Origin of the sequence: Massilia sp. PAMC28688 (genome assembly GCF_019443445.1) — a bacterium.
Taxonomy (GTDB): Bacteria; Pseudomonadota; Gammaproteobacteria; order Burkholderiales; family Burkholderiaceae_D; genus Telluria_A.
Map to the genome: position 1 here is coordinate 1,033,830 of NZ_CP080378.1, position 22,677 is coordinate 1,056,506.

Annotated in this window: 23 protein-coding genes; 9 read left to right on the forward strand and 14 right to left on the reverse strand. The window is 63.2% G+C overall.

The window, feature by feature from the left end:
* Window positions 1-87: 87 nt before the first annotated feature.
* The 7 genes from purH to tyrS all read right to left on the reverse strand — a co-directional run bounded on the left by purH (window position 88) and on the right by tyrS (window position 6,284).
* Window positions 88-1,659 (reverse strand): bifunctional phosphoribosylaminoimidazolecarboxamide formyltransferase/IMP cyclohydrolase, encoded by a 1,572-nt coding sequence (gene purH / locus KY495_RS04575; protein ID WP_219882572.1) that lies wholly within the window; start codon window positions 1,657-1,659, stop codon window positions 88-90.
* 98 nt (window positions 1,660-1,757) lie between these two features.
* Complete coding sequence (locus tag KY495_RS04580; RefSeq protein WP_018058143.1) at window positions 1,758-1,991, reverse strand: helix-turn-helix domain-containing protein; 234 nt, start codon at window positions 1,989-1,991, stop codon at window positions 1,758-1,760.
* 77 nt (window positions 1,992-2,068) lie between these two features.
* Window positions 2,069-3,097, reverse strand: coding sequence for a tRNA dihydrouridine synthase DusB (dusB, locus tag KY495_RS04585; protein WP_219882573.1), 1,029 nt, complete (start codon window positions 3,095-3,097; stop codon window positions 2,069-2,071).
* 115 nt (window positions 3,098-3,212) lie between these two features.
* A complete protein-coding gene (locus KY495_RS04590) occupies window positions 3,213-3,875 on the reverse strand; it encodes a histidine phosphatase family protein (protein ID WP_219882574.1) in 663 nt (220 codons plus the stop codon).
* The gene (locus KY495_RS04595) at window positions 3,876-4,538 is read right to left on the reverse strand and encodes a YbhB/YbcL family Raf kinase inhibitor-like protein (protein ID WP_219882575.1); all 663 of its coding nucleotides are present in this window, start codon (window positions 4,536-4,538) and stop codon (window positions 3,876-3,878) included. It abuts the gene before it with no gap.
* Window positions 4,539-4,572: 34 nt separating this feature from the next.
* Window positions 4,573-5,034 (reverse strand): D-aminoacyl-tRNA deacylase, encoded by a 462-nt coding sequence (gene dtd / locus KY495_RS04600; RefSeq protein WP_219882576.1) that lies wholly within the window; start codon window positions 5,032-5,034, stop codon window positions 4,573-4,575.
* Window positions 5,031-6,284 (reverse strand): tyrosine--tRNA ligase, encoded by a 1,254-nt coding sequence (tyrS, locus tag KY495_RS04605; protein ID WP_219882577.1) that lies wholly within the window; start codon window positions 6,282-6,284, stop codon window positions 5,031-5,033. Before tyrS ends, dtd begins: the two co-directional genes overlap by 4 nt.
* Before the next feature lie 169 nt (window positions 6,285-6,453).
* On the opposite strand from tyrS, the gene KY495_RS04610 reads away from it, so the two are divergent.
* Entirely contained in the window at window positions 6,454-7,818 is a 1,365-nt protein-coding gene (locus KY495_RS04610; protein WP_219882578.1) for a peptidoglycan DD-metalloendopeptidase family protein, read from the forward strand.
* An 81-nt stretch (window positions 7,819-7,899) separates the two neighbouring features.
* A complete protein-coding gene (locus KY495_RS04615; protein ID WP_219882579.1) occupies window positions 7,900-8,994 on the forward strand; it encodes an anhydro-N-acetylmuramic acid kinase in 1,095 nt (364 codons plus the stop codon).
* 18 nt (window positions 8,995-9,012) lie between these two features.
* Here the strand turns inward: KY495_RS04615 and erpA are convergent, their stop codons facing one another.
* The 5 genes from erpA to rplM form a co-directional block, all read right to left on the reverse strand.
* Entirely contained in the window at window positions 9,013-9,375 is a 363-nt protein-coding gene (gene erpA, locus KY495_RS04620; RefSeq protein WP_219882580.1) for an iron-sulfur cluster insertion protein ErpA, read from the reverse strand.
* A 49-nt stretch (window positions 9,376-9,424) separates the two neighbouring features.
* The gene (locus KY495_RS04625; protein WP_219882581.1) at window positions 9,425-9,838 is read right to left on the reverse strand and encodes a polymer-forming cytoskeletal protein; all 414 of its coding nucleotides are present in this window, start codon (window positions 9,836-9,838) and stop codon (window positions 9,425-9,427) included.
* Window positions 9,839-10,017: 179 nt separating this feature from the next.
* Window positions 10,018-11,055 (reverse strand): N-acetyl-gamma-glutamyl-phosphate reductase, encoded by a 1,038-nt coding sequence (argC, locus tag KY495_RS04630; protein ID WP_219882582.1) that lies wholly within the window; start codon window positions 11,053-11,055, stop codon window positions 10,018-10,020.
* Between the two features lie 405 nt (window positions 11,056-11,460).
* On the reverse strand, window positions 11,461-11,853 hold the full coding sequence (gene rpsI, locus KY495_RS04635) for a 30S ribosomal protein S9 (protein WP_018058049.1): 393 nt from the start codon (window positions 11,851-11,853) through the stop codon (window positions 11,461-11,463).
* A 9-nt stretch (window positions 11,854-11,862) separates the two neighbouring features.
* Complete coding sequence (gene rplM, locus KY495_RS04640; protein WP_219882583.1) at window positions 11,863-12,291, reverse strand: 50S ribosomal protein L13; 429 nt, start codon at window positions 12,289-12,291, stop codon at window positions 11,863-11,865.
* 244 nt (window positions 12,292-12,535) lie between these two features.
* Between rplM and KY495_RS04645 the strand changes: the two genes are divergently transcribed.
* The 5 genes from KY495_RS04645 to KY495_RS04665 all read left to right on the forward strand — a co-directional run bounded on the left by KY495_RS04645 (window position 12,536) and on the right by KY495_RS04665 (window position 19,367).
* The gene (locus KY495_RS04645; RefSeq protein WP_219882584.1) at window positions 12,536-15,316 is read left to right on the forward strand and encodes a S8 family serine peptidase; all 2,781 of its coding nucleotides are present in this window, start codon (window positions 12,536-12,538) and stop codon (window positions 15,314-15,316) included.
* A 187-nt stretch (window positions 15,317-15,503) separates the two neighbouring features.
* Entirely contained in the window at window positions 15,504-16,925 is a 1,422-nt protein-coding gene (locus KY495_RS04650) for an alpha/beta fold hydrolase (RefSeq protein ID WP_229518495.1), read from the forward strand.
* 19 nt (window positions 16,926-16,944) lie between these two features.
* Complete coding sequence (locus KY495_RS04655; RefSeq protein ID WP_219882586.1) at window positions 16,945-17,679, forward strand: ATP-binding cassette domain-containing protein; 735 nt, start codon at window positions 16,945-16,947, stop codon at window positions 17,677-17,679.
* Window positions 17,676-18,860, forward strand: coding sequence for an ABC transporter permease (locus tag KY495_RS04660; RefSeq protein ID WP_219882587.1), 1,185 nt, complete (start codon window positions 17,676-17,678; stop codon window positions 18,858-18,860). The genes KY495_RS04655 and KY495_RS04660 overlap by 4 nt, the downstream gene beginning before the upstream one ends.
* 84 nt (window positions 18,861-18,944) lie before the next feature.
* On the forward strand, window positions 18,945-19,367 hold the full coding sequence (locus KY495_RS04665) for an OsmC family protein (protein WP_219882588.1): 423 nt from the start codon (window positions 18,945-18,947) through the stop codon (window positions 19,365-19,367).
* A 17-nt stretch (window positions 19,368-19,384) separates the two neighbouring features.
* On the opposite strand, the gene coq7 is transcribed toward KY495_RS04665, so the two are convergent.
* Both coq7 and KY495_RS04675 read right to left on the reverse strand, forming a co-directional pair.
* Complete coding sequence (gene coq7 / locus KY495_RS04670) at window positions 19,385-20,029, reverse strand: 2-polyprenyl-3-methyl-6-methoxy-1,4-benzoquinone monooxygenase (RefSeq protein WP_219882589.1); 645 nt, start codon at window positions 20,027-20,029, stop codon at window positions 19,385-19,387.
* A 29-nt stretch (window positions 20,030-20,058) separates the two neighbouring features.
* The gene (locus tag KY495_RS04675; protein WP_229518496.1) at window positions 20,059-20,559 is read right to left on the reverse strand and encodes a hypothetical protein; all 501 of its coding nucleotides are present in this window, start codon (window positions 20,557-20,559) and stop codon (window positions 20,059-20,061) included.
* A gap of 111 nt (window positions 20,560-20,670) precedes the next feature.
* Between KY495_RS04675 and KY495_RS04680 the strand changes: the two genes are divergently transcribed.
* Entirely contained in the window at window positions 20,671-21,453 is a 783-nt protein-coding gene (locus KY495_RS04680) for an ATP-binding cassette domain-containing protein (RefSeq protein ID WP_219882590.1), read from the forward strand.
* On the forward strand, window positions 21,454-22,650 hold the full coding sequence (locus KY495_RS04685; protein WP_219882591.1) for an ABC transporter permease: 1,197 nt from the start codon (window positions 21,454-21,456) through the stop codon (window positions 22,648-22,650).
* The last annotated feature ends 27 nt before the right edge of the window (window positions 22,651-22,677 follow it).

The following is a 22,677-nucleotide window of genomic DNA, read 5'->3' on the forward strand; positions in this document are numbered from 1 at the left end:
GTGCGAGTTCCTTGCAACTTTTGTCGCACGAAACTCGCTCCCCGAGCTTGTTGGCCGGCGCTGATGCCCGGCGCTGATGTCCTGCGTTTAATGACGGAAATGACGGGCGCCGGTGTACAGCATGACCACGCCGCGCTCATCGGCCGCATCGATCACTTCCTGGTCACGCATGGAGCCGCCGGGCTGGATCACGCAGGTCGCGCCGGCATCCACCACCACGTCGAGGCCGTCACGGAATGGGAAGAAGGCATCCGACGCCACCGCCGAGTTGGCCAGGGTGAGGCCGGCGTTCTGGGCCTTGATGGAAGCAATGCGGGCCGAATCGATGCGGCTCATCTGGCCGGCCCCCACGCCCAGCGTCATGCCATTGCCGCAAAAGACAATCGCGTTGGACTTGACGAACTTGGCCACGCGCCAGGCAAACATCATGTCCTGCAACTGCTGTTGGGTTGGCTGCTTCTTGCTCACCACGCGCAATTCGCCCAGGCCCACATGCTTCGCGTCCGGCGACTGCACCAGCAAGCCCCCGCCAACGCGCTTGACATCGAAGGGATTGTGGCCGGCCCCGAGGGCGATCTGCAGCAGGCGCACATTCTGCTTGGCCGCCATCACGGACCGCGCCTCTGCCGAAAACGATGGGGCAATCAGCACTTCCACGAACAGCTTGGCAATGGCTTCAGCCGTCTGCACATCCACTTCCGTATTGAAGGCAATGATGCCGCCAAAAGCCGAGGTTGGATCGGTCTGCAGGGCGCGGCTATAAGCGTCCAGGGCATCGGTGCCGATGGCCACGCCGCAGGGATTGGCATGCTTGACGATCACGCAGCCGGCCGGCTGGCCCAGGCCGCCGAGCGACTTCACGCATTCCCAGGCGGCATCGGCGTCGGCGATATTGTTGTACGACAGTTCCTTGCCCTGCAGCTGGGTGTAGCTGGCCAGCGCCCCTGCGGCCGGGGCCAGGTCGCGGTAGAACGCCGCGCTCTGGTGCGGGTTTTCGCCGTAGCGCATGTCCTGGACCTTTTCAAACGTCATGTTGAAGGTTTGCGGATAGGCGGCGCGGGTGGCGTGGGCCTTGTCTTCGCCCAGGCTGGTCAGGTAATTGGTGATGGCGCCGTCGTACTGGGCCGTATGGGCAAACACTTTCTTGGCCAGCATGAAACGGGTGTCGTAGCCCACCGTGCCTGCCTGCATTTCCTGCAGCACGCGCTGGTAGTCGGCCGGGTCGCACACGACCACCACATCCTTGTGGTTCTTGGCTGCCGAACGCAGCATGGTGGGGCCGCCAATATCAATATTCTCGATCGCATCTTCCAGCGAACATGCTTCCTTGGCCACGGTTTGCTGGAAGGGATACAGGTTCACCACCACCATGTCGATGGCCGGAATGTTGTGCTCTTCCAGCTTGGCCACGTGCTCCGGGAAATCGCGGCGCGCCAGGATACCGCCGTGCACCTTCGGATGCAGGGTCTTGACGCGGCCATCGAGCATTTCCGGAAAACCCGTGTAGTCCGCCACTTCCGTTACCGCCACGCCATTATCAGCCAGCAGCTTGGCGGTGCCGCCCGTGGACAGGATGGCGACACCCTGGGCCGACAGTGCGCGTGCAAAGTCGAGCACGCCGGTTTTATCAGAAACGGAAATGAGAGCTTGTTTGATCATGAGAGTGGCCTGGTGATGGAAATTCGTCGAATGCACTGGCGCGCCTGGCGCGAAAGGCTCGCGCGGGACAGCACGGCCACTCAGTGTGCTAAAGCTGCTTAGAGCAGTCCGTGTTCCTGGAGTTTCTTGCGCAAGGTATTGCGGTTGATGCCCAGCATTTGCGCGGCGTGGGATTGATTGCCTTCCGCGCGCGTCATGACGACCTCGAGGATCGGACGCTCCACGGTCAACACCACCATGTCGTAGATGTTCGACGCTTGCTGCTCGCCCAGGTCATTGAAATATTCCTCAAGACTTTTCTGGACGACTTCCTGGATACTTTCTTTGCTCATGTTCTCTACTTCGCTTGGGTGTTGGAGTTTCTCAGCGCGGCTCTGCGGCCGCGTCGTCCCGGGTTCTTATGGTGTAATCATGACGCTGCCAGCGCACCTGCTTGCAGCGCGGCGGGCCGGTATTGTAACCGCTCCCCGTGCTGCTGTTGTGATTCAAAAAAACGGTCCACGGCCAGCAATTGGGCGTCGGCCGATTCCAGCAGGTTCATTTCCTGGCGAAACGGCTCGCCGCCCAGCAAGTCGCGTACATACCAGCCAATATGCTTGCGCGCCGTGCGCACGCCCAGATAGTCGCCATAAAACGCGTAATGGGCCTGCAGGTGCTCATGCATCAGCTTGCGCACTTCTTCCACGTAGGGCGGCGGCAAGTGCTCCCCCGTGCGCAGGAAATGATCGATCTCGCGGCAAATCCACGGCCGGCCCTGGGCCGCGCGCCCGATCATGACGGCGTCGGCGCCCGTGTGGGCCAGCACCATCCTGGCCTTCTCGGGCGTGGTGATGTCGCCATTGGCCACCACGGGCATCGAAACGGCTGCCTTGACGGCGGCAATGGTGTCATATTCGGCGTCACCGGTATAGCCGTCGGCGCGGGTGCGCCCGTGCAGGGTCAGCATCTGGATGCCGGCCTGTTCGGCAATGCGGGCAATGCGCAAGGCATTCTTGTTGTCGCGGTTCCAGCCGGTGCGGAACTTGAGCGTGACGGGCACGTCCACGGCAGCGACGACCGCGTGCAGGATCTTTTCCACCAGGTCTTCATGCTGCAACAGGGCCGAGCCGCACCAGCTGTTGCACACCTTCTTGACGGGGCAGCCCATATTGATGTCGATAATCTGGGCCCCGCGCTCGACATTGAACCTGGCGCAGTCGGCCAGGTCTTGCGGATCGGCACCGGCAATCTGCACCGCCTTCGGTTCCATTTCGCCCGCGTGATCGGTACGGCGCGCACTCTTTTCCGTGGCCCACAGGCGGGGATTGGAAGCGGCCATTTCCGACACGGCATAGCCTGCGCCCAGCTGCTTGCACAGCTGGCGGAACGGGCGGTCCGTTACCCCTGCCATGGGAGCAACGAAAACATTATTGCGCAACAAGTAGGGACCAATTTGCACAGGCTAGACCGGGAGATTCGGGGAACCGGCTATTTTACCCGATTTGCTGCTCAAATAATAAGCACTATTTTTTATAAAGCAAACGCTCTATAGATGGCATTGTTGGCAAGGGTGGTCAGGCCAGTTCGTCCAGGACACCGGCGCGCAGGTGGTCCACTTCGCCCCAGCTGGCCAGGGCCAGCCGGCCAGCGTCCATGGTAAAGCGGTTGATGCTCGCGTTTAGCACAGGGAAGTCGCGCGGCGTGTCCAGCGCCAGCCCCAGTGCCGCGCGGTAAGCGCATTCGAGCACGCCGCCGTGGGCCACCAGTGCAATGGTCTGGCCCGGGTGCCGCTCGCCGATATCGGTGATGGTATCGACGCAGCGCTGGTAAAAGCGGCGAAAGGTTTCCGCCACGCGCGTGCCGCGCGGCATGACGCCATCGATGTCGCGCGCCTGCCAGGCGGCAAACTCGCGCGGGAAGCGCTCTGCTATCTCCGCATACAGCAAGCCTTCAAAGCCGCCATAGCAGCGCTCGCGCAGGCCGGCATCCATGACCACCGGCATGCCGTGCAGGCTGGCCACGGCGGCGGCGGTCTGGTGCGCCCGTTTCAGGTCGCTGGCATAGATGGCGTTCAGGGGCGCGCCTGCCAGGGCCCGTGCCAATGCCGCGGCCTGGCGCACGCCTTCATCATTGAGGGCAATGTCGATATGGCCCTGCAGGCGGCGCTCGGCATTCCATGCGGTTTCCCCATGGCGAATGAGGAGGATGTGGGTGGTGTCAGTATTGGTAGCGGGCATCTAGGTGAGCGTGGTTACAACGTCGGGATTGAGCGAATACACGCCGAAAATCTGGGCTTCGTCCAGGATATGGCCGCGAATGGCCAGGCGCGCCTCGGGACCGGTGAAGCGCCCTTCGAGCGGCAGGCGCGGGATATCCAATGCATACAGGGTAAAGATGTACGCGTGGGCGCGCTGGTCGTTCCAGGGCGGGCACGGTCCGTCATAGCCGTAATACTCGCCTGCCATGTCGGGATCGGACGCGAACCAGCTGGTGTAGTCGTTGACGCCCTGGCGCAGCTGGTGTTCGGTGCCATTCTTGATGGTAAAGGGTACCAGCGGCCCCGGCTTGCCGTGCGGCGTGACCAGTTCCGACAGCAGGCCCTGGCCCAGGCTGCGCAGGGCCACGGGAATATCGACCAGGGTCCAGTGGTAAAAATCGGCCCGCGGCAATTCCAGCGCCACCACGTGGCCCTCCTTGTTGACATCGGTGCCGATGGTGGGCGCGTCAATGTCGCGGCACAGCAGCACGAGCGACTCGGTACCGGCGGGAACGTCGTCCCAGGCCAGATGGGGATTGCGGTTGGGCGCAAAACGCACGTGCGTGACCGGATCAATCACGGCAAAGGCACAGTCTGGCGGGATGATGCCGCCATCATTAAAGGAATCGCTCCACAGCTTCATGTCATGCTCCTGCTACTGATGGTATTGACCGTTTTTAGGACCCGGGGTTCGGCTTGGGCGCGACTTGCAGCCAGATCGTGACGGGGCCGTCATTGGTGAGGGAAACCTTCATGTCCGCGCCGAACCGGCCAACCTCGACCTTAGCGTGGCGCGCCCTGGCCTGGCGCACGGCATGGTCGAACAGGCGCTGGCCATCGGCCGGCGCGGCCGCCGGCGTAAACGAGGGCCGGGTGCCGGAGCGGGTGTCGGCCGCCAGCGTGAACTGGGGGACCAGCAGCAGGCCGCCCGCCGTGTCCGTGATGCTCAGGTTCATCTTGCCTGCCGCGTCGGCAAACACCCGGTAGCCCAGCAGCTTGGTCAGCAAGGCATCGGCTTGCTTCTCGCTGTCGCCCTTTTCCGCGCACAGCAGCACCAGCAGGCCGGCCTCGATGGCGCCGATCGTCTCGCCTTCCACCACCACGCTGGCGTGGCTCACCCGCTGCAGCAGGGCAATCATGCGGACAGGGTGACGCGGGCAAACTTGCGCTTGCCAACTTGCAGGACAAACGTGCCGGCAGCCATTTTCATGGCCTTGTCGCTCACCACGGCGCCGTCAATACGGACCCCGCCCTGGTCCACCATGCGCATGGCTTCGGAAGTCGATGCGCACAGGCCAGCCTGTTTTAACAGGTGGGCCACGCCCAGCGGGGCGCCGGACAGCGCGATCTCCGCCACATCATCGGGAATCCCGCCCTTGGAACGGTTGACAAAGTCCGCCAGCGCATCGTCGGCGGCCTGGGCCGAATGAAAGCGCGTCACGATCTCCTTGCCCAGCGCCACCTTGGCGTCGCGCGGATTGCGCCCGCCCGCCACGTCCGCTTTCAGTGTGGCAATGTCCGCAATCGAGCTGAACGACAGCAATTCATAGTAGCGCCACATCATGACGTCCGAAATGCTCATCAGTTTGGCAAACATGATGTTGGCCGGCTCGGTGATACCTATATAGTTGTTCTTGGACTTGGACATCTTGTCCACGCCGTCGAGTCCTTCCAGCAAGGGCATGGTCAGGATGCATTGCTGCTCCTGGCCGTAATCCTTCTGCAGCTCGCGGCCAACCAGCAAGTTAAATTTCTGGTCCGTTCCACCCAGCTCAAGGTCTGCCTGTAAAGCGACCGAATCGTAGCCCTGCATGAGAGGATAGAGGAACTCATGGACGGCAATCGGGGTCCCACTCTTGTAGCGCTTGGTGAAATCGTCGCGTTCCATCATGCGCGCCACGGTATAGCGCGAAGCCAGCTCAATCATGCCGCGTGCGCCGAGGGGATCGCACCACTCGGAGTTGTAGCGAATTTCCGTACGGGCCGGGTCCAGCACGAGCGAGGCCTGCTTAAAGTACGTCATGGCATTTTGTTCCACCTGTTCCCGCGTCAGGGGCGGGCGCGTGGCGTTGCGGCCCGACGGGTCGCCAATCATGGAAGTAAAGTCGCCAATAAGGAAAATGACGTGGTGCCCCAGGTCTTGCAGCTGGCGCATCTTGTTGAGCACCACCGTGTGGCCCAGGTGCAGGTCCGGTGCCGTCGGGTCCAGGCCCAGCTTGATGCGCAGGGGCTGGCCATCGCGTTCGGAGCGCGCCAGCTTTTGCGCAAATTCGCTTTCAATCAGCAACTCGTCCACACCGCGTTTGGTGATCGCGAGGGCTTCCAGCACCTTGTCCGACAGGGGCAAGGCAGGAGTGGAGACAGGCTTGGAAGGTGTGGTGGTGGTCATGTTTAACTTATAACGGTTCAATACGGAGTGAGGAAAAAGTTGGCTGACTTCAAGAATTTGGTATAATTCCCGATCCGATTAATCTTGCCTAGCGAAAACTAAACACAATAACAACAAGAAAAAGTAGCGCTCTTCGTGAATGTTCAAGCGGCAAATTTTAACTGATTGCATGAATCCTATACATAAAATCACAGGTAAAAGCTGGACCGGCCTGCTGGGAACGACGCGAAAAGCGCGCATTACGCGTGCTGGCGCGACCTTCCTGACAGTGTGCGCTTTCGGCGCTTACGGCGTTGCGCCGATTGCACCTGATGCATCGGATCTGCCGGTAAAGTCCATCGCCCAAGATCTCGAACTGCCAGACCTGGCCGAGCAGATCGCTGCCCTTCAGCAAGACGAACAGCAATTCGTCCAGGAAGAGCGCATCCGCCCAGGTGACACGCTGGCCATTTTGCTGCAACGCTTAGGCGTGCAGGATGCCGCCGCGGTCGAATTCATCAAGTCCGACAAGGTCGCCAAGACCGTCATGCAGCTCAAGACCGGCAAGAAGGTCCAGGCGCAGGTGGACGAAGAAGGCCAGCTGCAGTGGCTGCGCGCCACGCTGGTCGACGGCCGCGACAATCCTACCAAACAAGTGTCGATCACCCGCGAAGGCGACAAGTTCTACGCCCGCAGCGTGGTCGCCCAGCTCGAGCGCCGCGTGGAAATGCGCGCCCGTGAAATCACCACTTCGCTCTACGGCGCCACCGATGCCACGACCGACGGCGGCAAGCTGCCTGACACCGTGGTGGCCCAGCTGATCGAAATGTTTTCGACCAATATTGACTTCCGTACCGACCTGAAACGGGGCGACCGCTTCAATGTGGTCTACGAAACGTTCTGGCAGGATGGCGAAATGGTGCGCGCAGGCCGCATTCTGGCCGGCGAATTCACCAACCGCGGCACCACCTACCAGACGGTCTGGTACGAAGATCCTGTGACCAAGCAGAGCGGCTACTACAGCATGGACGGCAAGGCCCTGAAAAAAGGCTTCCTCAAGTCGCCGCTGGAATTTTCCCGTATTTCGTCCGGCTTCTCCAACCGCATCCACCCCATTTCGGGTGTGTGGAAGGCGCACAAGGGCGTGGACTACGCTGCGGCCCAGGGCACGCCAATCCGCGCGTCCGGCGACGGCGTCGTTGATTTTGCCGGCGTGCAGGGTGGCTACGGCAATTTTGTTGTGCTCAAACACTGGTCCAACTACACCACCGCCTACGCCCACATGAGCCGTTTCGCGCCTGGCGTGCGCCGTGGCGCCCAGGTCAAGCAGGGCGATGTGATCGGCTATGTCGGTTCCACCGGCTGGTCCACCGGCGCCCACCTGCACTACGAGTTCCGCGTTGGCAACGTTGCCCGTGATCCGATGACGGTCAAGGTCCTGAACCAGGCCCCGATGTCCGCCGCCGAGATGGCCCGGTTCCAGATGACGGCCGCCGACATGACCCACCGCTTCGCCCTGCTGCGCCCGACCGGCACCGCGATGGCTGTGCGCTGACCCGCGTCGCACGCAAGATCCAGGAAGGCCCGGTGTTCGCCGGGCCTTCTTTTTTTTGCCCATCAGGTTTAGGATGAAGGCATGACCACTTCCACCCTCTTTATCGGCTTAATGTCGGGCACCAGCATGGACGGCGTGGACGGGGTGCTGGCCGACTTTGCCGGCAACGCCATCCGCACCGTCAAGGCCGCCTTTTCACCCTTTCCCGCCCCGCTCAGGGCGCGCCTGATGGACTTGCAGACGGCCGGCGCCAATGAAATCGAGCGCGAAGCCCAGGCTGGGAATGCACTGGCAGCCATCTATGCCGGCTGCGTGGCCCAGCTGACACCGTTCGCGCAAGGAAAGATCGCAGCGATTGCCGTCCATGGCCAGACCACGCGCCATCGGCCCGAACTGGGCTTGACGCGCCAGACCAACAACCCGGCCCTGCTGGCAGAGCTGACCGGCATTGACGTCATTGCCGACTTTCGCAGCCGTGACGTGGCGGCGGGCGGCCAGGGCGCGCCGCTGGTGCCCGCCTTCCACCGGGCCCAGTTCGGCAAAGAAGGGGCAACCCGGGTAGTGGTCAACATTGGCGGCATCAGCAATATCAGCGTGCTGTACCCGGACGGGCGCACCGGCGGCTTCGATACCGGGCCGGGCAACGTCTTGATGGATGGGTGGATCGGGCGCCACCAGGGCCAGCCCTATGACGCCGACGGCGCCTGGGCGGCCTCGGGCCGGGTCGATGGCGCCCTGCTGGCGCGCTTGAAGCGCGAGCCCTACTTCAGCCAGTCGGCGCCCAAGAGCACCGGGCGCGACCTGTTCCACATGGACTGGCTCGATGCCCGTCTGCAGGGATCGCGCGCGGCGCCGGAGAACATCCAGGCCACCCTGACGGCCCTGACGGCCCACACCATTGCCGACGCCATCGGCATTGCCGCGCCCGGGGTGGAGGCCGTCTACGTGTGCGGCGGCGGGGCGAGCAACGGCACCCTGCTGCGCGAACTTGCCGCGGCGCTGGGAGGAAGAGTACCGGTGGAATCGACGGAAGTGCTCGGGGTGGCACCGAACCACGTGGAAGCGCTGGCCTTTGCCTGGCTGGGCTACCGCTTCACGCGGCGCGAAGCGGGCAACCTGGCCGCGGTGACGGGCGCCAAGGGCCCCAGGGTCCTGGGCGCCCTCTATCCCGCGTGAAACGCGGCGCCGTGCAGCTTAGACGGAAAACGAGGAGCCGCAGCCGCAGGTGGAGGTAGCGGTGGGATTCTTGATCACGAACTGGGCACCCTCGAGGTCATCCTTGTAGTCAATTTCAGCGCCCACCAGGTACTGGTAGCTCATGGAATCGATCAGCAGTTGCACGCCGTTCTTGACCATGGTGGTGTCGTCTTCGTTGACGATTTCATCGAACGTGAAGCCGTATTGAAAACCCGAGCAGCCGCCACCTTGCACGAACACGCGCAACTTCAGGTCGGGATTGCCCTCTTCCTCGATGAGCTGGGCCACTTTTTGGGCGGCGCTGTCGGTGAAGACGATCGGGGCAGGCATTACATCCAGGGATTCGATAACGGCGTTCATGTGATACTCCTACGGGGACAATGGGTCCATTATAGACTGTTGGCGGTCCTCACGCCTCCGATACCTTGAAGATGGACGGGGGAGTGATGGCGATATGAAACTCCGGTTCGCCGGCTTCCTGATGGGTGAGCGTGCCGGCCACGGTGGCGCCACTATGCATTTCCAGTTTTTTATAGTGGACATTGCCTATGATGCGGCCTTTCGGCTGCAATTCAAGCAGTTCCGTCGCGTACACATCGCCGGCGATGTAGCCTTCCACGATCAGGGTGGCACAATGGACATTGCCCAGGATGCGGGCATGCTCGGACACGATCAGCACGTTTTCCGTGCTTTCGCCGCCCAGCACGTCGCCATTGACCTCGCCGTCAATGCGCAGCCCGCCTGTAAAGCACAGATTGCCCTCAATCCGGGCGGAAATTCCGACCAGGCTATCAATTTCCGTTTTTGAACTACGACCGAACATGATGGCACTCCTCAAAGTGACAGGTTGCGAAACCGCAGGCACCGGGAGGAGCGCGCGGACGGTGGGGTCTTGCCAGATCGACCAGAGCCTGAAGTGAATTTACAGCTATCAGTTCTGGCAGGAATTGATCTGCCCCACACCATCCGCAAGGAGCCGTAGCGGCCCCGTCAGACGTTTGCTCAAGGCAGCAGCGCCACCTGCTGCAAGCCCTTGCCTTCGTCCAGGCCAAACATCAGGTTCATGCACTGGACGGCCTGGCCGGATGCGCCCTTGACCAGGTTGTCCTGTACCGCCAGGATAATGACGGTATTGCCATCATTGGGGCGATGCAGCGCCAGGCGCAGCATGTTCGAGCCGCGGGTGGAGCGCGTTTCCGGGTGCGAGCCGAACGGCATCACGTCGACGAAAGGCGCATCGCGGTAAGTATCCTCGAACAGCTTTTGCAAGCCATCATTGTCGATCGCCGTCGTCAGGCGCGCATACATGGTCGAATGCATGCCGCGGATCATCGGCACCAGGTGAGGCGTAAAGATCAGGGATACCGGCATGCCCGTATAGCGCTGCAGCTGGGCCACGGTTTCCGGCGTGTGGCGGTGGCCGGACACGCCATAGGCCTTGAAATTGTCGCTCGACTCCGAAAACAGGGTGCCGATCTCGGCCTTGCGGCCGGCACCGGACACGCCCGACTTGGCGTCAGCGATCAGGGCACTGGTATCGATCAGGTTGGCCTTGATCAGGGGATAAAAGCCCAGCTGCATGGTGGTGGGATAGCAACCGGGATTGGCGACCAGGCGCGCGCCCTTGATGGCGTCGCGGTTCAGTTCCGGCAGACCGTAGACGGCCTCTTCCAGCAGATCCGGGCAGGTGTGGGGAATCTTGTACCACTGCTCAAAGACTTCCCTGTTCTTGATGCGGAAGTCGGCGGCCAGGTCGATCACCTTGACGCCGGCGGCCAGCAGTTCCGGCGCCTGGGCCATGGCCACGCCGTGCGGGGTGGCAAAGAAGACCACATCGCACTTGGTCAGGTCGACCTTGTCGGGCGCCGAAAAGGCCAGGTCCACGCGCCCGCGCAGCGAAGGAAACATGTCCGCCACCGGCAAGCCATCTTCCTTGCGCGACGTGATGGCCGTCAGTGTCACATCCGGATGAACCGACAGCAGGCGCAGCAGTTCCACCCCTGTATATCCCGTACCGCCGACGATGCCAACTTTAATCATATGCATTCCTTGAAATGAGTGGGCTCGCGCCCGAACCATGCAATTTTAACAGCGCCACGAAAACCCCGCGCCCGCCACCCCCACCCCGGGGTCAGACCACTTAAAAGCTTAAAAAGTAATAGCCCGTCGTCACTACCGTCCCGTCACGCAACGCTTTCAGTGCCCCGCAACCAGCATATTGCCCGTTCCTTCGCAAAAACCGGAGTCCAGCACTACTTCGCGCTGCTAAAACCGAAGAATATGTATCGCAAGCATTGAATGCCGACAAAGTTGCAATTTCGTCGTTTAAGTGGTCTGACCCTGGTGGTAGGAAATGTTGGAGATCGAGGGGCGTAAAAAAAGCCGCAGGCGGGGCCGGCGGCTTTTTCGGTCCGGGCGCACCTGGGTGCGCCGGCGGAAGCACAATTAACGCTTCGAGAACTGCTTGGCGCGGCGTGCTTTGCGCAGGCCGACTTTTTTGCGCTCAACTTCGCGCGCATCGCGGGTGACGAAACCGGCACGTGCCAGGTCGCCCTTCAGTGCTGCGTCATAGTCGATCAGGGCGCGGGTGATGCCATGACGTACTGCACCTGCCTGGCCCGACTCGCCACCACCGTGAACGTTGACCTTGATGTCAAAACGCTCAACGTTGCCGGTCAGTTCCAGCGGCTGGCGAATCACCATCAGGCCGGTCTCGCGCGAAAAATAATCCGCTGCTGGCTTGCCGTTAACGATGATTTGGCCAGTGCCAACCTTGATGAACACGCGAGCGACTGCACTCTTGCGACGGCCTGTGCCGTAATTGTAGTTACCGATCATGTCAGCTCCTTAGAGAACGAGTGCTTTAGGTTGCTGGGCCGCGTGCGGATGGGAACCTTCCGCGTACACTTTGAGCTTCTTGATCATCGCGTAGCCAAGCGGGCCCTTAGGCAGCATGCCCTTGACCGCTTTTTCCAGCGCGCGACCCGGAAAACGCTGCTGCATTTTCAGGAAATTGGTTTCGTAGATGCCGCCTGGGTAGCCCGAGTGACGGTAGTAGGTCTTCTCGGTGGCCTTGGTGCCGGTAACGCGCAGCTTGCCTGCATTGATCACGACGATGAAATCGCCCGTGTCGACGTGCGGAGTGAATTCTGGTTTATGTTTGCCGCGCAGTCGGCGTGCCACTTCGCTGGCAACACGTCCGAGGACCAAGTCCGTCGCGTCAACCACGAACCAATCGCGCTGGACTTCATGTCCTTTAGCGGAAAAAGTTTTCATGTTGACTTCCTAATAATAGTACATCGCTCAAATGGTGGTTCCGCCCTGATAGCTTGCGGACTCTGCCTTATAGTCTTTCCTGAGCAAACGGAAAGCCGGCTACTATAACGCAATAAGATTCATCCAGTCAAGGCCTGGACGCAACTGTCCGCCAGGCATCATGACCTGCCATAGATACAGCGCAAATCGCTATGGCGAACCCAGCCATAGACTCTTCTTCACCTTACTTACAAGGAGAAGGGTCATGAACAATTTTCCTCGACAATTGACGCACGCTTCGGGCGCTCCCATGCTGCTCGATCCCACCCGCCTGCTGCTCGTTTTCAAGCAGCCCATCGAGCGCAACAACCTGCTGCGCATGCTGTCCGAACTCGACCTGCTGCTCGAAGACGGTGCGGCCGAACTGGAACAGGCAGTGCCCGGTGAAGTCGTCAATCATTCCGCCACCCGCGCCTTTGTCCAGTCGCGCCGCGCCATCACCCAGCAGCGCTTCGAGACCATCCAGACCACCGCCCTGATCTTCGGCCTGAGCTTTATTGCGCCGGTCTATCGCCTGGCCGGTGAATCGGGCCGCCGCGCCCTGGTGGTGCCGCTGCCCAATGTGCTGGTGGTGCGCCTGCGCGAGCAGGTCGGCCAGCAGACCCAGCAGCCGCCCGTCATTGCCGGCACCCAGCTGGCCCAGGTTGGCCAGGAGTTCCAGGGCGTCCAGTCCCTGCTCGGCCTGCCCCAAGTGGACTTCGCGCCATTCTTCGCCGCCGCCACCTTCCCTGCCGGCGCGGCTCCCCGCATCCAGGAAGTGCCCGAGAAATCGCGCTATCTGAATGGCTTCCGTTATTTCGTCATCCAGAACCCCGAACAGGTCAACGCCTACCAGCTGCGCGCCCTGCTCCAGCGCGATACCACGCGCCAGATCGTGGACGTGCAGTTCGAGACGCTGCCGATGATCAAGCCCACGGCAGCGGTACCGACCGATGCCCTGTTCTCGCAGCAGTGGGACATGGTACGCATCGGCGCCGCCGGCCCCGGCACCACGGGCTGGGATATCTCGATCGGCGACGCCACGGTGGTGGTGGCCGTCCTCGATGAGGGCGTGGACCTGTCGCATCCGGACCTCAGGTTCGCCAGCAATGGCGTCAATCTGGGCAACCTGTCCCTGCCCGGCGCTCCCACCGGCAATCACGGCACCGCCGTCGCCGGCATCGTGGGCGCCTTGATCAACAATGCGCTGGGCATCGCAGGCGTGGCCGGTGGCACCCGCATCCTGCCGCTGGCATTTGATACCTGGAGCGACGTCGAGGTGGCCATCGGCATCAACTATGCCCGCCTGCACGGGGCCGATGTGATCAACATGAGCTTTGGCTTTAACGGCTGGAGCCAGGCCATCATCAATCCGGCCATCGACGCTGCCTTTGCCGCCAACATCGTGCTGGTCGCCGCCACCCATAATCACAATGGCGCCATCACCTACCCGGCCACCCATCCACTGGTCATTGCCGTTGGCGCTTCCGATGAAGTGGACAACCGCAAGAGCCCGACCTCGCCCGACATGGAAGGCTGGGGCTCGAACTTCGGCGCCCAGATCTCGGTCGTCGCCCCCGGCGTCCACATTCCCACCACCGACCGCCTGGGCGCGGCCGGCTACAACACCACCCCCGGCAGCGCGGGCGACTTCATGTTGACCTTTAACGGCACCTCCGCCGCCACGCCCCACGTGGCCGGCCTGGCCGCCCTGATCCGCGCCATCTACCCCACCCTCACCAACGTCCAGATCCGTACCCTGATCGAACGCTCGGCCGAGAAAGTGGGCACGGTGGCGTACAACCCGGTCACCGGCTACCCCAGCGGCACCTGGAACCAGGAGATGGGCTATGGCCGCATCAATGTGATGCGCGCCCTGGACGCGGCCGACGTCATCATCAAGGACGCCCCGGCCGATACCGGCACCGAGCCCTTCGCAGGCGGCAATTTCTGGGCCTTCTCCGACATCGTGGTGCGCATCACCGACGATGGCGTGTTCGTGCCGGGCGACCCGCTGCAGTCGAAGAACGTGGAACGCGGCCAGCCGAACTACGTCTACATCCGCGTGACCAACAACGGTCCGCGCGAGGCGCGCAATGTGTCCGTCACGGCCCGCATCACGCCGTTCATCGGCCTGCAGTTTGTCTACCCGCACGACTTCACCGTGGTCGACGCGGCCCACGTCTCGCCGGCACCGCTGCAGACCACCTTTGCCAGCATCCCGGCCGGCACCTCGGTCCTGGCCCGCTTCCGCATCGAAGCTGCCCAGACCGAGACCCTGTATGGCTGGGTCGCAGGCCAGAACTGGCACCCATGCCTGCTGGCGACCGTGGTGGCGGACAATGACTATGCCTTCTCCACCACGGCCCTGTCGGGCACCACCGCGGTCACCCCGCGCGTGAACAACCTGGCCCAGCGCAACCTGTCGGTGATCGACGTGCTGGCCGGCGCCACCGCCACCCTGCCTTTCATTGCCGGCCACCGCCTCAATGCGGAGCGCAGCATGACGCTGGTGATCGACCGCAGCCGCCTGCCGCAAAAGACGCCCCTGCTGCTGTCGCTCGACGATGACGGCTCGGCTTTCCCGCTGGTCGATTTCGTACCGCCCCAGCGCGATCCCGACGACATGGAGCAGGACGAGTGCGGTGCATCCTCGCTGGTCTTCCTGGAGCCTACCCGGATCCAGACCCGGCTTGGCTGCAGCTCCGGCATCATGACGCTGGCGCGCGGGTCGCGCTTTGACTGCGCTGCCGTCACCCAGCCGGGTGCGGTGGAAGTCATCGGTGGGGACGTGATCGTGCGCGGCAACCGCCGCTACGTGAGCATCGAAGCGTCGCAGGTGGTGGTGCGCATTCAAAAGGCACCCAACCAGATCTACGCCATGTCGCTGAAAACCACGATCGCCGCCGGCGCCGAAACCGGCGAGCAGTACCTGATCCAGATCGCGCAGCAAAACGCCCAGGGCACCGTGGTCGGCGGCGCCGCTGTGGTGTACGTGGTGGCCTGACGGACCTGACCGGTGGCCACCACGGCACCGGTCGCTGACAGGGCATCACAGGTAGTCAGAGCACAGGGGGCGCGGCCGCACCCCCTGTGCTTTTTTTTGCCTTTCTGCACCATACATATCCCATTCTCATTGACGGCAGAAAGAATGGCACCTTAGTATGTCCGTGCATCCATTGACGGGAGACACAGTGAAATTGAGGACGATCGTACGCGTCGCGCTGCTTGCGCCCGCTGCCGTGACGGCCGCCGTGGCCGCCGCCGCGCCCGGCAAGAGCTGCCATTTGCCCGGCGCCGAAGAAGCCCTGCGCTGCGTGACGCTGGCCGTACCCCTCGACTACAGCAAGCCGTCCGGATCCACGCTCAAGCTGCACGTCACGGTGGCACCGGCGTTTCGCGAGTCGGCCCGGGGCGACCCGGTGTTCCTGCTCGCTGGCGGGCCCGGCCAGGCCGGTTCGGACGTGCTGATGGTGCTCAACTCCACCCTGCGCCGCGTGCGCGCCACGCGCGACGTGGTCATCATTGACCAGCGCGGCACCGGCAAGTCGGGGCGCCTGGCCTGCCCGCACGAAAAGAACGAAGACAGCATGTCCCAGGACGAGATCGAAGCGGCCGTCAAGCGCTGCATTGCCAGCGTCCGCCAGCCTTACGCCGCCTTCAGCACCGCCAATGCCGCGCGCGACATGGAGCAGGTGCGCAAGGCGCTCGGCTACGACAGCATCAATTTGCTGGGCGTCTCGTACGGCACGCGCCTGGCGCAGCACTACGTGCGCCTGTATCCGGGCCAGGTGCGCGCCATGGTGCTCGATGGCGTGGCCGCGCCCGACCAGATCATCCCGGCCGCCGGGCAGGATGGCGAAGCGGCCCTCAAGCGCGTGTTTGCCGACTGCGCGGCCGACAAGGCCTGCAATGGCGCCTTCCCCGCCATCGGCCAGCAGTTCGATGCCCTCAGAAAGCGCGTGGAAGCCGGCATCGACCTCGAATTTCCCGATCCGCGCACGGCGCGCCCGTCCAGGGTCCGCATGACGCCGGACCGCTTCTACAGCACCTTGCACCAGATCCTTTACAGCCCGGACGACAGCCGGCGCCTGCCCTTTCTCATCAACAGCGCCTACAACAACCGCTGGCAGCCCTTTATCGCGCGCCGCAATGCCGGTTCCGACTTTTCCGTCGACGGGCCGGTGTCCACCCTGATGCACCTGGCCGTGGTGTGCGCCGAGGATGTGCCGCGCCTGGGCCAGGCCCAGCGCAGCGCCGAACAGGCCACCCTGGCCGCCCCCCTGCTCGACAGCGTCCTGAAGGCGTGCGCCATCATGGATGTGGCGCCCGCCGCGCCAGCCCCGGCGACCATCATCAAGGCGCCGGTGCTGATGCTCTCCGGCGCGCTCGACCCGGTCACGCCGCCGCGCCGCGCCGAGGCAGCGGGCAAGTTCATGAGCGCGGCCCAGCACCTGGTGGTGGCCAACGCCGGCCACGGCATCCTGTCCCTGGGCTGCGCCCCGCGCCTGCTGCGCGAATTTCTCGACCGCCCGAGCCAAAAAGTGGCCGCCAAGTGCCTGGACGAGATTCCGGCGCCCACCTTCCAGCTCGGCAGCGCCGGGCCGCAACCCTGAACCACGGACAGGAACCACCATGATTGAAGTCAACGACGTGCGCAAGCAGTTCGGTGCGATCCAGGCCCTGGGTGGGGTAAGCTTTGCCGCGCGCGACGGCCAGATCACCGCCCTGCTGGGCCCCAACGGGGCCGGCAAGACCACGCTGCTGCGCCTGCTGGTGGGCCTGCTCAAGCGCGACACGGGCAGCATCCTGATCGATGGCGTGGACCCGGAAAAAGACCCCATGAGCGTGCGCCGCAACATCGGCTTTCTCACCGACCAGTTCGGCCTGTACGAACGCATGACCACGCGCGAATACCTGCTGTACTTCGGCGAACTCAATGGCATGACGGTGGCCGCCGCCAATCTGCGCATCGATGAAGTGTCGCATTTGCTGGGCCTGGGCGACATCCTGGAACGCCGCTCCAAGGGCTTTTCGCAGGGCCAGCGCATCAAGGTCGCCATGGCGCGCACCCTGCTGCACCGCCCGCGCAACCTGCTGCTGGACGAACCCTCGCGCGGCCTGGACGTGATGAGCACGCGCGCCCTGCGCACTGCCCTCGGCGTGCTGCGCGCCGAAGGCTGCTGCGTGATCATGGCCACCCACGTCATGCAGGAAGTCACCCACCTGTGCGACGACGTCATCGTGATCGCCAAGGGCCACACCGTGGCCCAGGGTTCGCCCGCAGAACTGTGCCGCCGCACCGGCATCGCCAGCCTGGAAGACGCCTTTGTCAGCCTGGTGGGCACCGAAGAAGGAATCGTCGCATGAAGTCCAGGTTCACCATCGTTTTCCTCAAGGAGTTCCGGGAGCACCTGCGCGACAAGCGTTCGCTGGCCATGCTCGGGGTGTTCGTGCTGATGTTTCCCCTCATGCTCGGCTACATCCTCAACAACTCGATCGAAAAGGCCACCAAGCCGGAGCGCGAAGGCATGGAGCTGGCCGTCATTGGCGGCGCCCAGGCACCGACCCTGATGTCGCAGCTCAGGCAGAAGAACATCACCGTCGTCGACATGGAAGACATGGACGAGGAAGCCATCACCAGGCTGCTGCGCCAGCGCAAGGCGGTGGCCGTGCTGCGCCTGAAAGACAATTACGCGGCCAACTACATGGAAATGCGCCCGGCCGACATCGAGCTGTGGTTCGACTCGGCCAGCGACGACGGGCCGCGCCGGCGCGACATCGAGGACGTGCTCAATGCCTACAGCTCCGCCATCGCCGGCGCGCGCCTGCTGGCGCACGGGGTCTCGCCGGCCACGCTCTCGCCGGTCAAGGTGCAGCGCTACGACACCGGCAGCAATGCCTCGCGCTCGGCCACGCTGCTTGGCGCCATGCTCGGCATGCTGTTCCTGCCCGCTTTCACATGCTGCATGTCGGCCGCGGTCGACAGCACCGCCGGCGAACGGGAGCGGCGCTCGCTCGAAGTACTCATGGCCCAGCCGGTCACGCCCTGGACCCTGGTATGCGGCAAATGGATTGCCGCCGCCGCGCTTGGCCTCATTGGCCTGTGCCTGGGCATGCTGCTGGCGCACCTGATCCTGAGCTGGCTGCCGCTGGAGGAAATCGGCATGTCGTGGCGCCTGACTTCGTACGACCTGCTGCGCGTGTGCGTGGCCTCGATTCCCCTGTGCCTGTTCGGCGCGGCGCTGCAGATCGCCCTGGCCATGAATTCCAAGAGCTACAAGGAGGCGCAAAGTGTGCTCAGCATCGTCACCCTGCTGCCGCTGGCGCCGGGCGCGGTGGTGGCCATGATGGATATCGAAGCTGCGTGGTGGATGTACCTGGTGCCGATGCTGTCGAACCAGAACCTGATGCGCGAACTGGCCAAGGGGCAGGAACTGGGGGCGCTGCCCTATGTGATGACGGCATTATGCTCGCTGCTGCCGGCGCTGGCCATCATTGCCTTTGCCAGCTGGCGCATGAAGAGCGAGCGTTACGTGCTGGCGGTGTAGGACCGCGCACCGGCTAATTGGGGGCGCCGCAAACCTGAATGCGCCGCCTCATTTACAATAAGCCATTGCACACAGGAGAGCCGCATGGAAGTGACAGTCAGCTGGAATGGCCCGTCGGGCATGAGTTTCCGGGCCCGCACGGGTTCCGGCCACATGGTAAGCATGGATGGCGCGCCCGAAGGCGGCGGGCACAATCTGGCGCCCCGTCCCATGGAAATGGTATTGCTCGGCACCGGCGGCTGCACCGCCTATGACGTGGTCCTGATTCTCAAGCGCGGGCGCGAAGATGTGCGCGGCTGCGAGGTGACGCTCAAGGCCGAGCGGGCCGAGACCGATCCCAAGGTCTTCACCCGCATCCACTTCCATTTCACCGTCACCGGCAAGAACCTCAAGACCACCACCGTGGAGCGGGCCGTGAGCCTGTCGCACGACAAATACTGCTCGGCCTCGATCATGCTGGCCAAGTCGGCCGAGATCACCCACAGTTTCGAGATCGTCGAAGGCTGATTCCGCCGCGCGAGCGGTCAGACGTAGTAGGCAGTGGTGGTCATCACCTTGGCCATGGCCGACATCACCTTGCGCACCGGCGCCGGCGCGTCGATCGCGCCCAGGTCGCGTGCGGCCTGGCCGTGGGCCGCTTCATCCTGGCGCATCTGCTCGACGATGGCGCGCGACTTGGCATCCTGCTCCGGCAGCATGGCCAGGTGGCCCTGCAGGTGTTCTTCCACCTGGCGCTCGGTTTCCACCACAAAGCCCAGGCTGCGCTTGTCGCCCAGCTGGGCAGCCAGGGTGCCCAGCGCATAGGCGCCGGCATACCACACGGGATTGAGCAGCGAAGGCTGCGAGCCGAGTTCAGTGAGGCGCTTGGCGGTCCAGGCCAGGTGGTCTTCTTCCTCGCGCCCGGCCTGCTCGAACTGGGCGCGCATGGCATCGCTTTTGGCAAAGCGCGCCTGCGAGTTGTACAGCGCCTGGGCGCACACCTCGCCCACGTGGTTGACCCGCATCAGCCCTGCCGCATGGCGCTGTTCGGCCGCGTCGAGCTGGCCGTCGGCGGCGCGCGCGGCCGGGGTGGGACGCGAGGCGGAGGCCACGCCCGCCATCACGCGCAGGGCCTTGTCGACGCCGACGATCAGCTGGTCCAGGGGAGTGGAATGGCGTTTTTCAAGCATGATGGGCCTCGCGTGCGGTAAAAACCTGATTATAGGCCGCCTGGCCCGGCGCTGCCGTCCGCCGCCTCGGTTGCCCCGTCGCTTGCCGCGTCGGTTACCGCGGCCGGCTCGGACGGCACCGGCGTGGGCTGGCGCTCGATCCAGTCCAGCAGGGCGCCGCCGATATCGACCTTGGAAATATTCTTGGCCACGCCCAGGTTCAGCGACAGCAAAAAGGGAATGGTGTTGACGGGGACCTGGGGACAATGCGCCTTCATGGCAGCGATGAAGCGCGGTGATTCCACCACCGCCACCACCTTGTCGCCGCTCATGAACTGCAGCACGCTGGTGATGCTGTGGCCTTTTCCGATCGACTGGTAGATGAAGCGGTTAAAATCGCGGTCGACCTTTTTAAAGTCAAGTTCATCCGGCGTCATGAGGCCGGACAGGTAATACAGTCCCAGCGCCGTGCGGAACCACGCGGTTGCCTCGACGGTACCGCGTCCGCAGCGCGTAACGGCCAGAACGTTCTCTTTAATAACGCTATCCATCCGGACATTATCCACATTTCCTGGCGGATTGGCGCTGGAATTGCATGGCAGCCGTGTTGCTAGCGCGAATTTGTGCATGCTACCCTCATACTTTAACGACAGGATGGCCCGATGATCGAAGTTTTTGGCCTGGCAAAGCGCTTTGCGACGCCTCCCCACAAGGAGCGGCGGGCCAGACAGCGCGACGTGCGCGAGCATGATGGCTGGTTTCACGCCGTGCGCGACGTGTCGTTCCAGTGCGCGCCCGGAGAAGTGCTGGGCCTGCTCGGACCGAACGGGGCCGGCAAGACCACCACCTTGCGCATCCTCTCGACCGCCCTGCGCCCGGATGCGGGCACGGCCTTCATCAATGGCATGGACGTGCTGGCCGAACCGCTGGAAGCGCGCAAGCGCATCGGGTTCCTGTCCGGCAGCACCGGCCTGTACGGGCGCCTGACCGCGCGCGAGAATGTCGAATACTTCGGCCGCCTGCACGGCATGGCGCCCGAGCGCATCAAGGCGCGCTGCAATGCCCTGTTCGAGCAGCTGCAGATGCACGAATTTGCGCACAAGCGGGCCGACCACCTGTCCACCGGCATGAAGCAGAAGTGTGCCATTGCCCGCACCGTCATCCACGAGCCGCAGATCGTGATCCTGGACGAGCCGACCACGGGCCTGGACGTCATGTCGGCCAAAATCCTGCTCGACTTCATTGCCAGCTACAAGGCGCTGGGCGTGCCACTGATCTTTTCCACCCACCACCTGCACGAAGTGGAAAAGCTGTGCGACCGCGTATGCGTGATCAATCACGGCAAGACTGCCTTCAACGGCAGCCTGGCCGAGATGCGCCACCTGGGCGGCAGCGAGGACCTGTACGACGCCTTTGTCAGCGTCATCAACGAGGAGCCTGTCTAGATGTGGACCGTCTACCTCAAGGAAATGCTCGAACTGCTGCGCGACCGCAAGACCTTCATCTTCACGGTGCTGGTGCCGATTGTCGCCATGCCGCTCATCTTTGCCGGCCTGGGCTACCTCAGTTCTTCGATGTTCAAGAAATCCGAAAATGCGGAACTGACCTACGCCGTCTTCGGCAAGCAGAATGCGCCCCAGCTGTCGGAGCGCTTTGCCCGCGAAAAGGGCTTTCGCGAAGTGCCGCTGGCGGCCCAGGACGACATCAAGCGCGCCATCGACGACGACCGCATCAAGTTTGCACTGGTGATTCCCGACGGCTTTGAAGCAACGCTCAACCGGCATCTCCAGGCTGGCGTGGCCCTGCACTACAACAATGCCGTGGCGGTGGACGTCACGCGCAAGCGCGTTACCGCCGTCATCGACGCCCACAACCACGCCCTGCGCGAAGATGCGCTGTCGGCCATGAAGATGAGCAAGGCGGAACTGCGCTACGTCCTCAATCCGATCCGGCTCGAAGAAATCTCCACCGCCGGCACGCGCGAGCGCCTGGGCGCCATCGTGGGCGGCTTTTTGCCCTACATCCTGCTGATGGTGTGCCTGATGGCCGCCATGTACCCGGCCATTGACCTGGGCGCGGGCGAAAAGGAGCGCGGCACCCTGGAAACGCTGCTGCTGGCCCCCATTCCCCGCACCCAGCTGGTGCTGGCCAAGTTCCTGGTCCTGTTTTCGGTGGGCCTGATGTCGGCCCTGCTGATGGTGGCCAGCATGGGACTGCTGCTGTCGCTGTTCGGCGAGCGCCTCGAAGGCAGCCTGGCGCTGCTGGTTCGGGCCGTGGGCGCGCTCGACCTGGCCATGGTGGCACTCATGCTCATGCCCACGGCCGCCATTTTCGCCTCCATCCTGCTGTCCATTTCCATTTATGCCAAGAGCTACAAGGAAGCGGCCGGCATGGTCTCGCCCCTGATGATGCTGGTGATCGTGCCGATCGTGGTGGCCATGCTGCCCGGCGTCGAGCTCAACTGGTTCTGGTCCATGGTGCCGCTGACCAATGTTTCCCTGGCCATGAAGGAACTGGTCAAGGGCACCATGGATTACCGCATGTTTTCCGCCATCCTGCTCTCGACCACCCTCATTGCCGGCGCCCTGCTGGCCTGGTGCTGCCGCTGGTTCAACCGGGAGGAAGTGTTGTTTCGTAACTAACTTTCCATCAAGAACCCTTGCAACAGG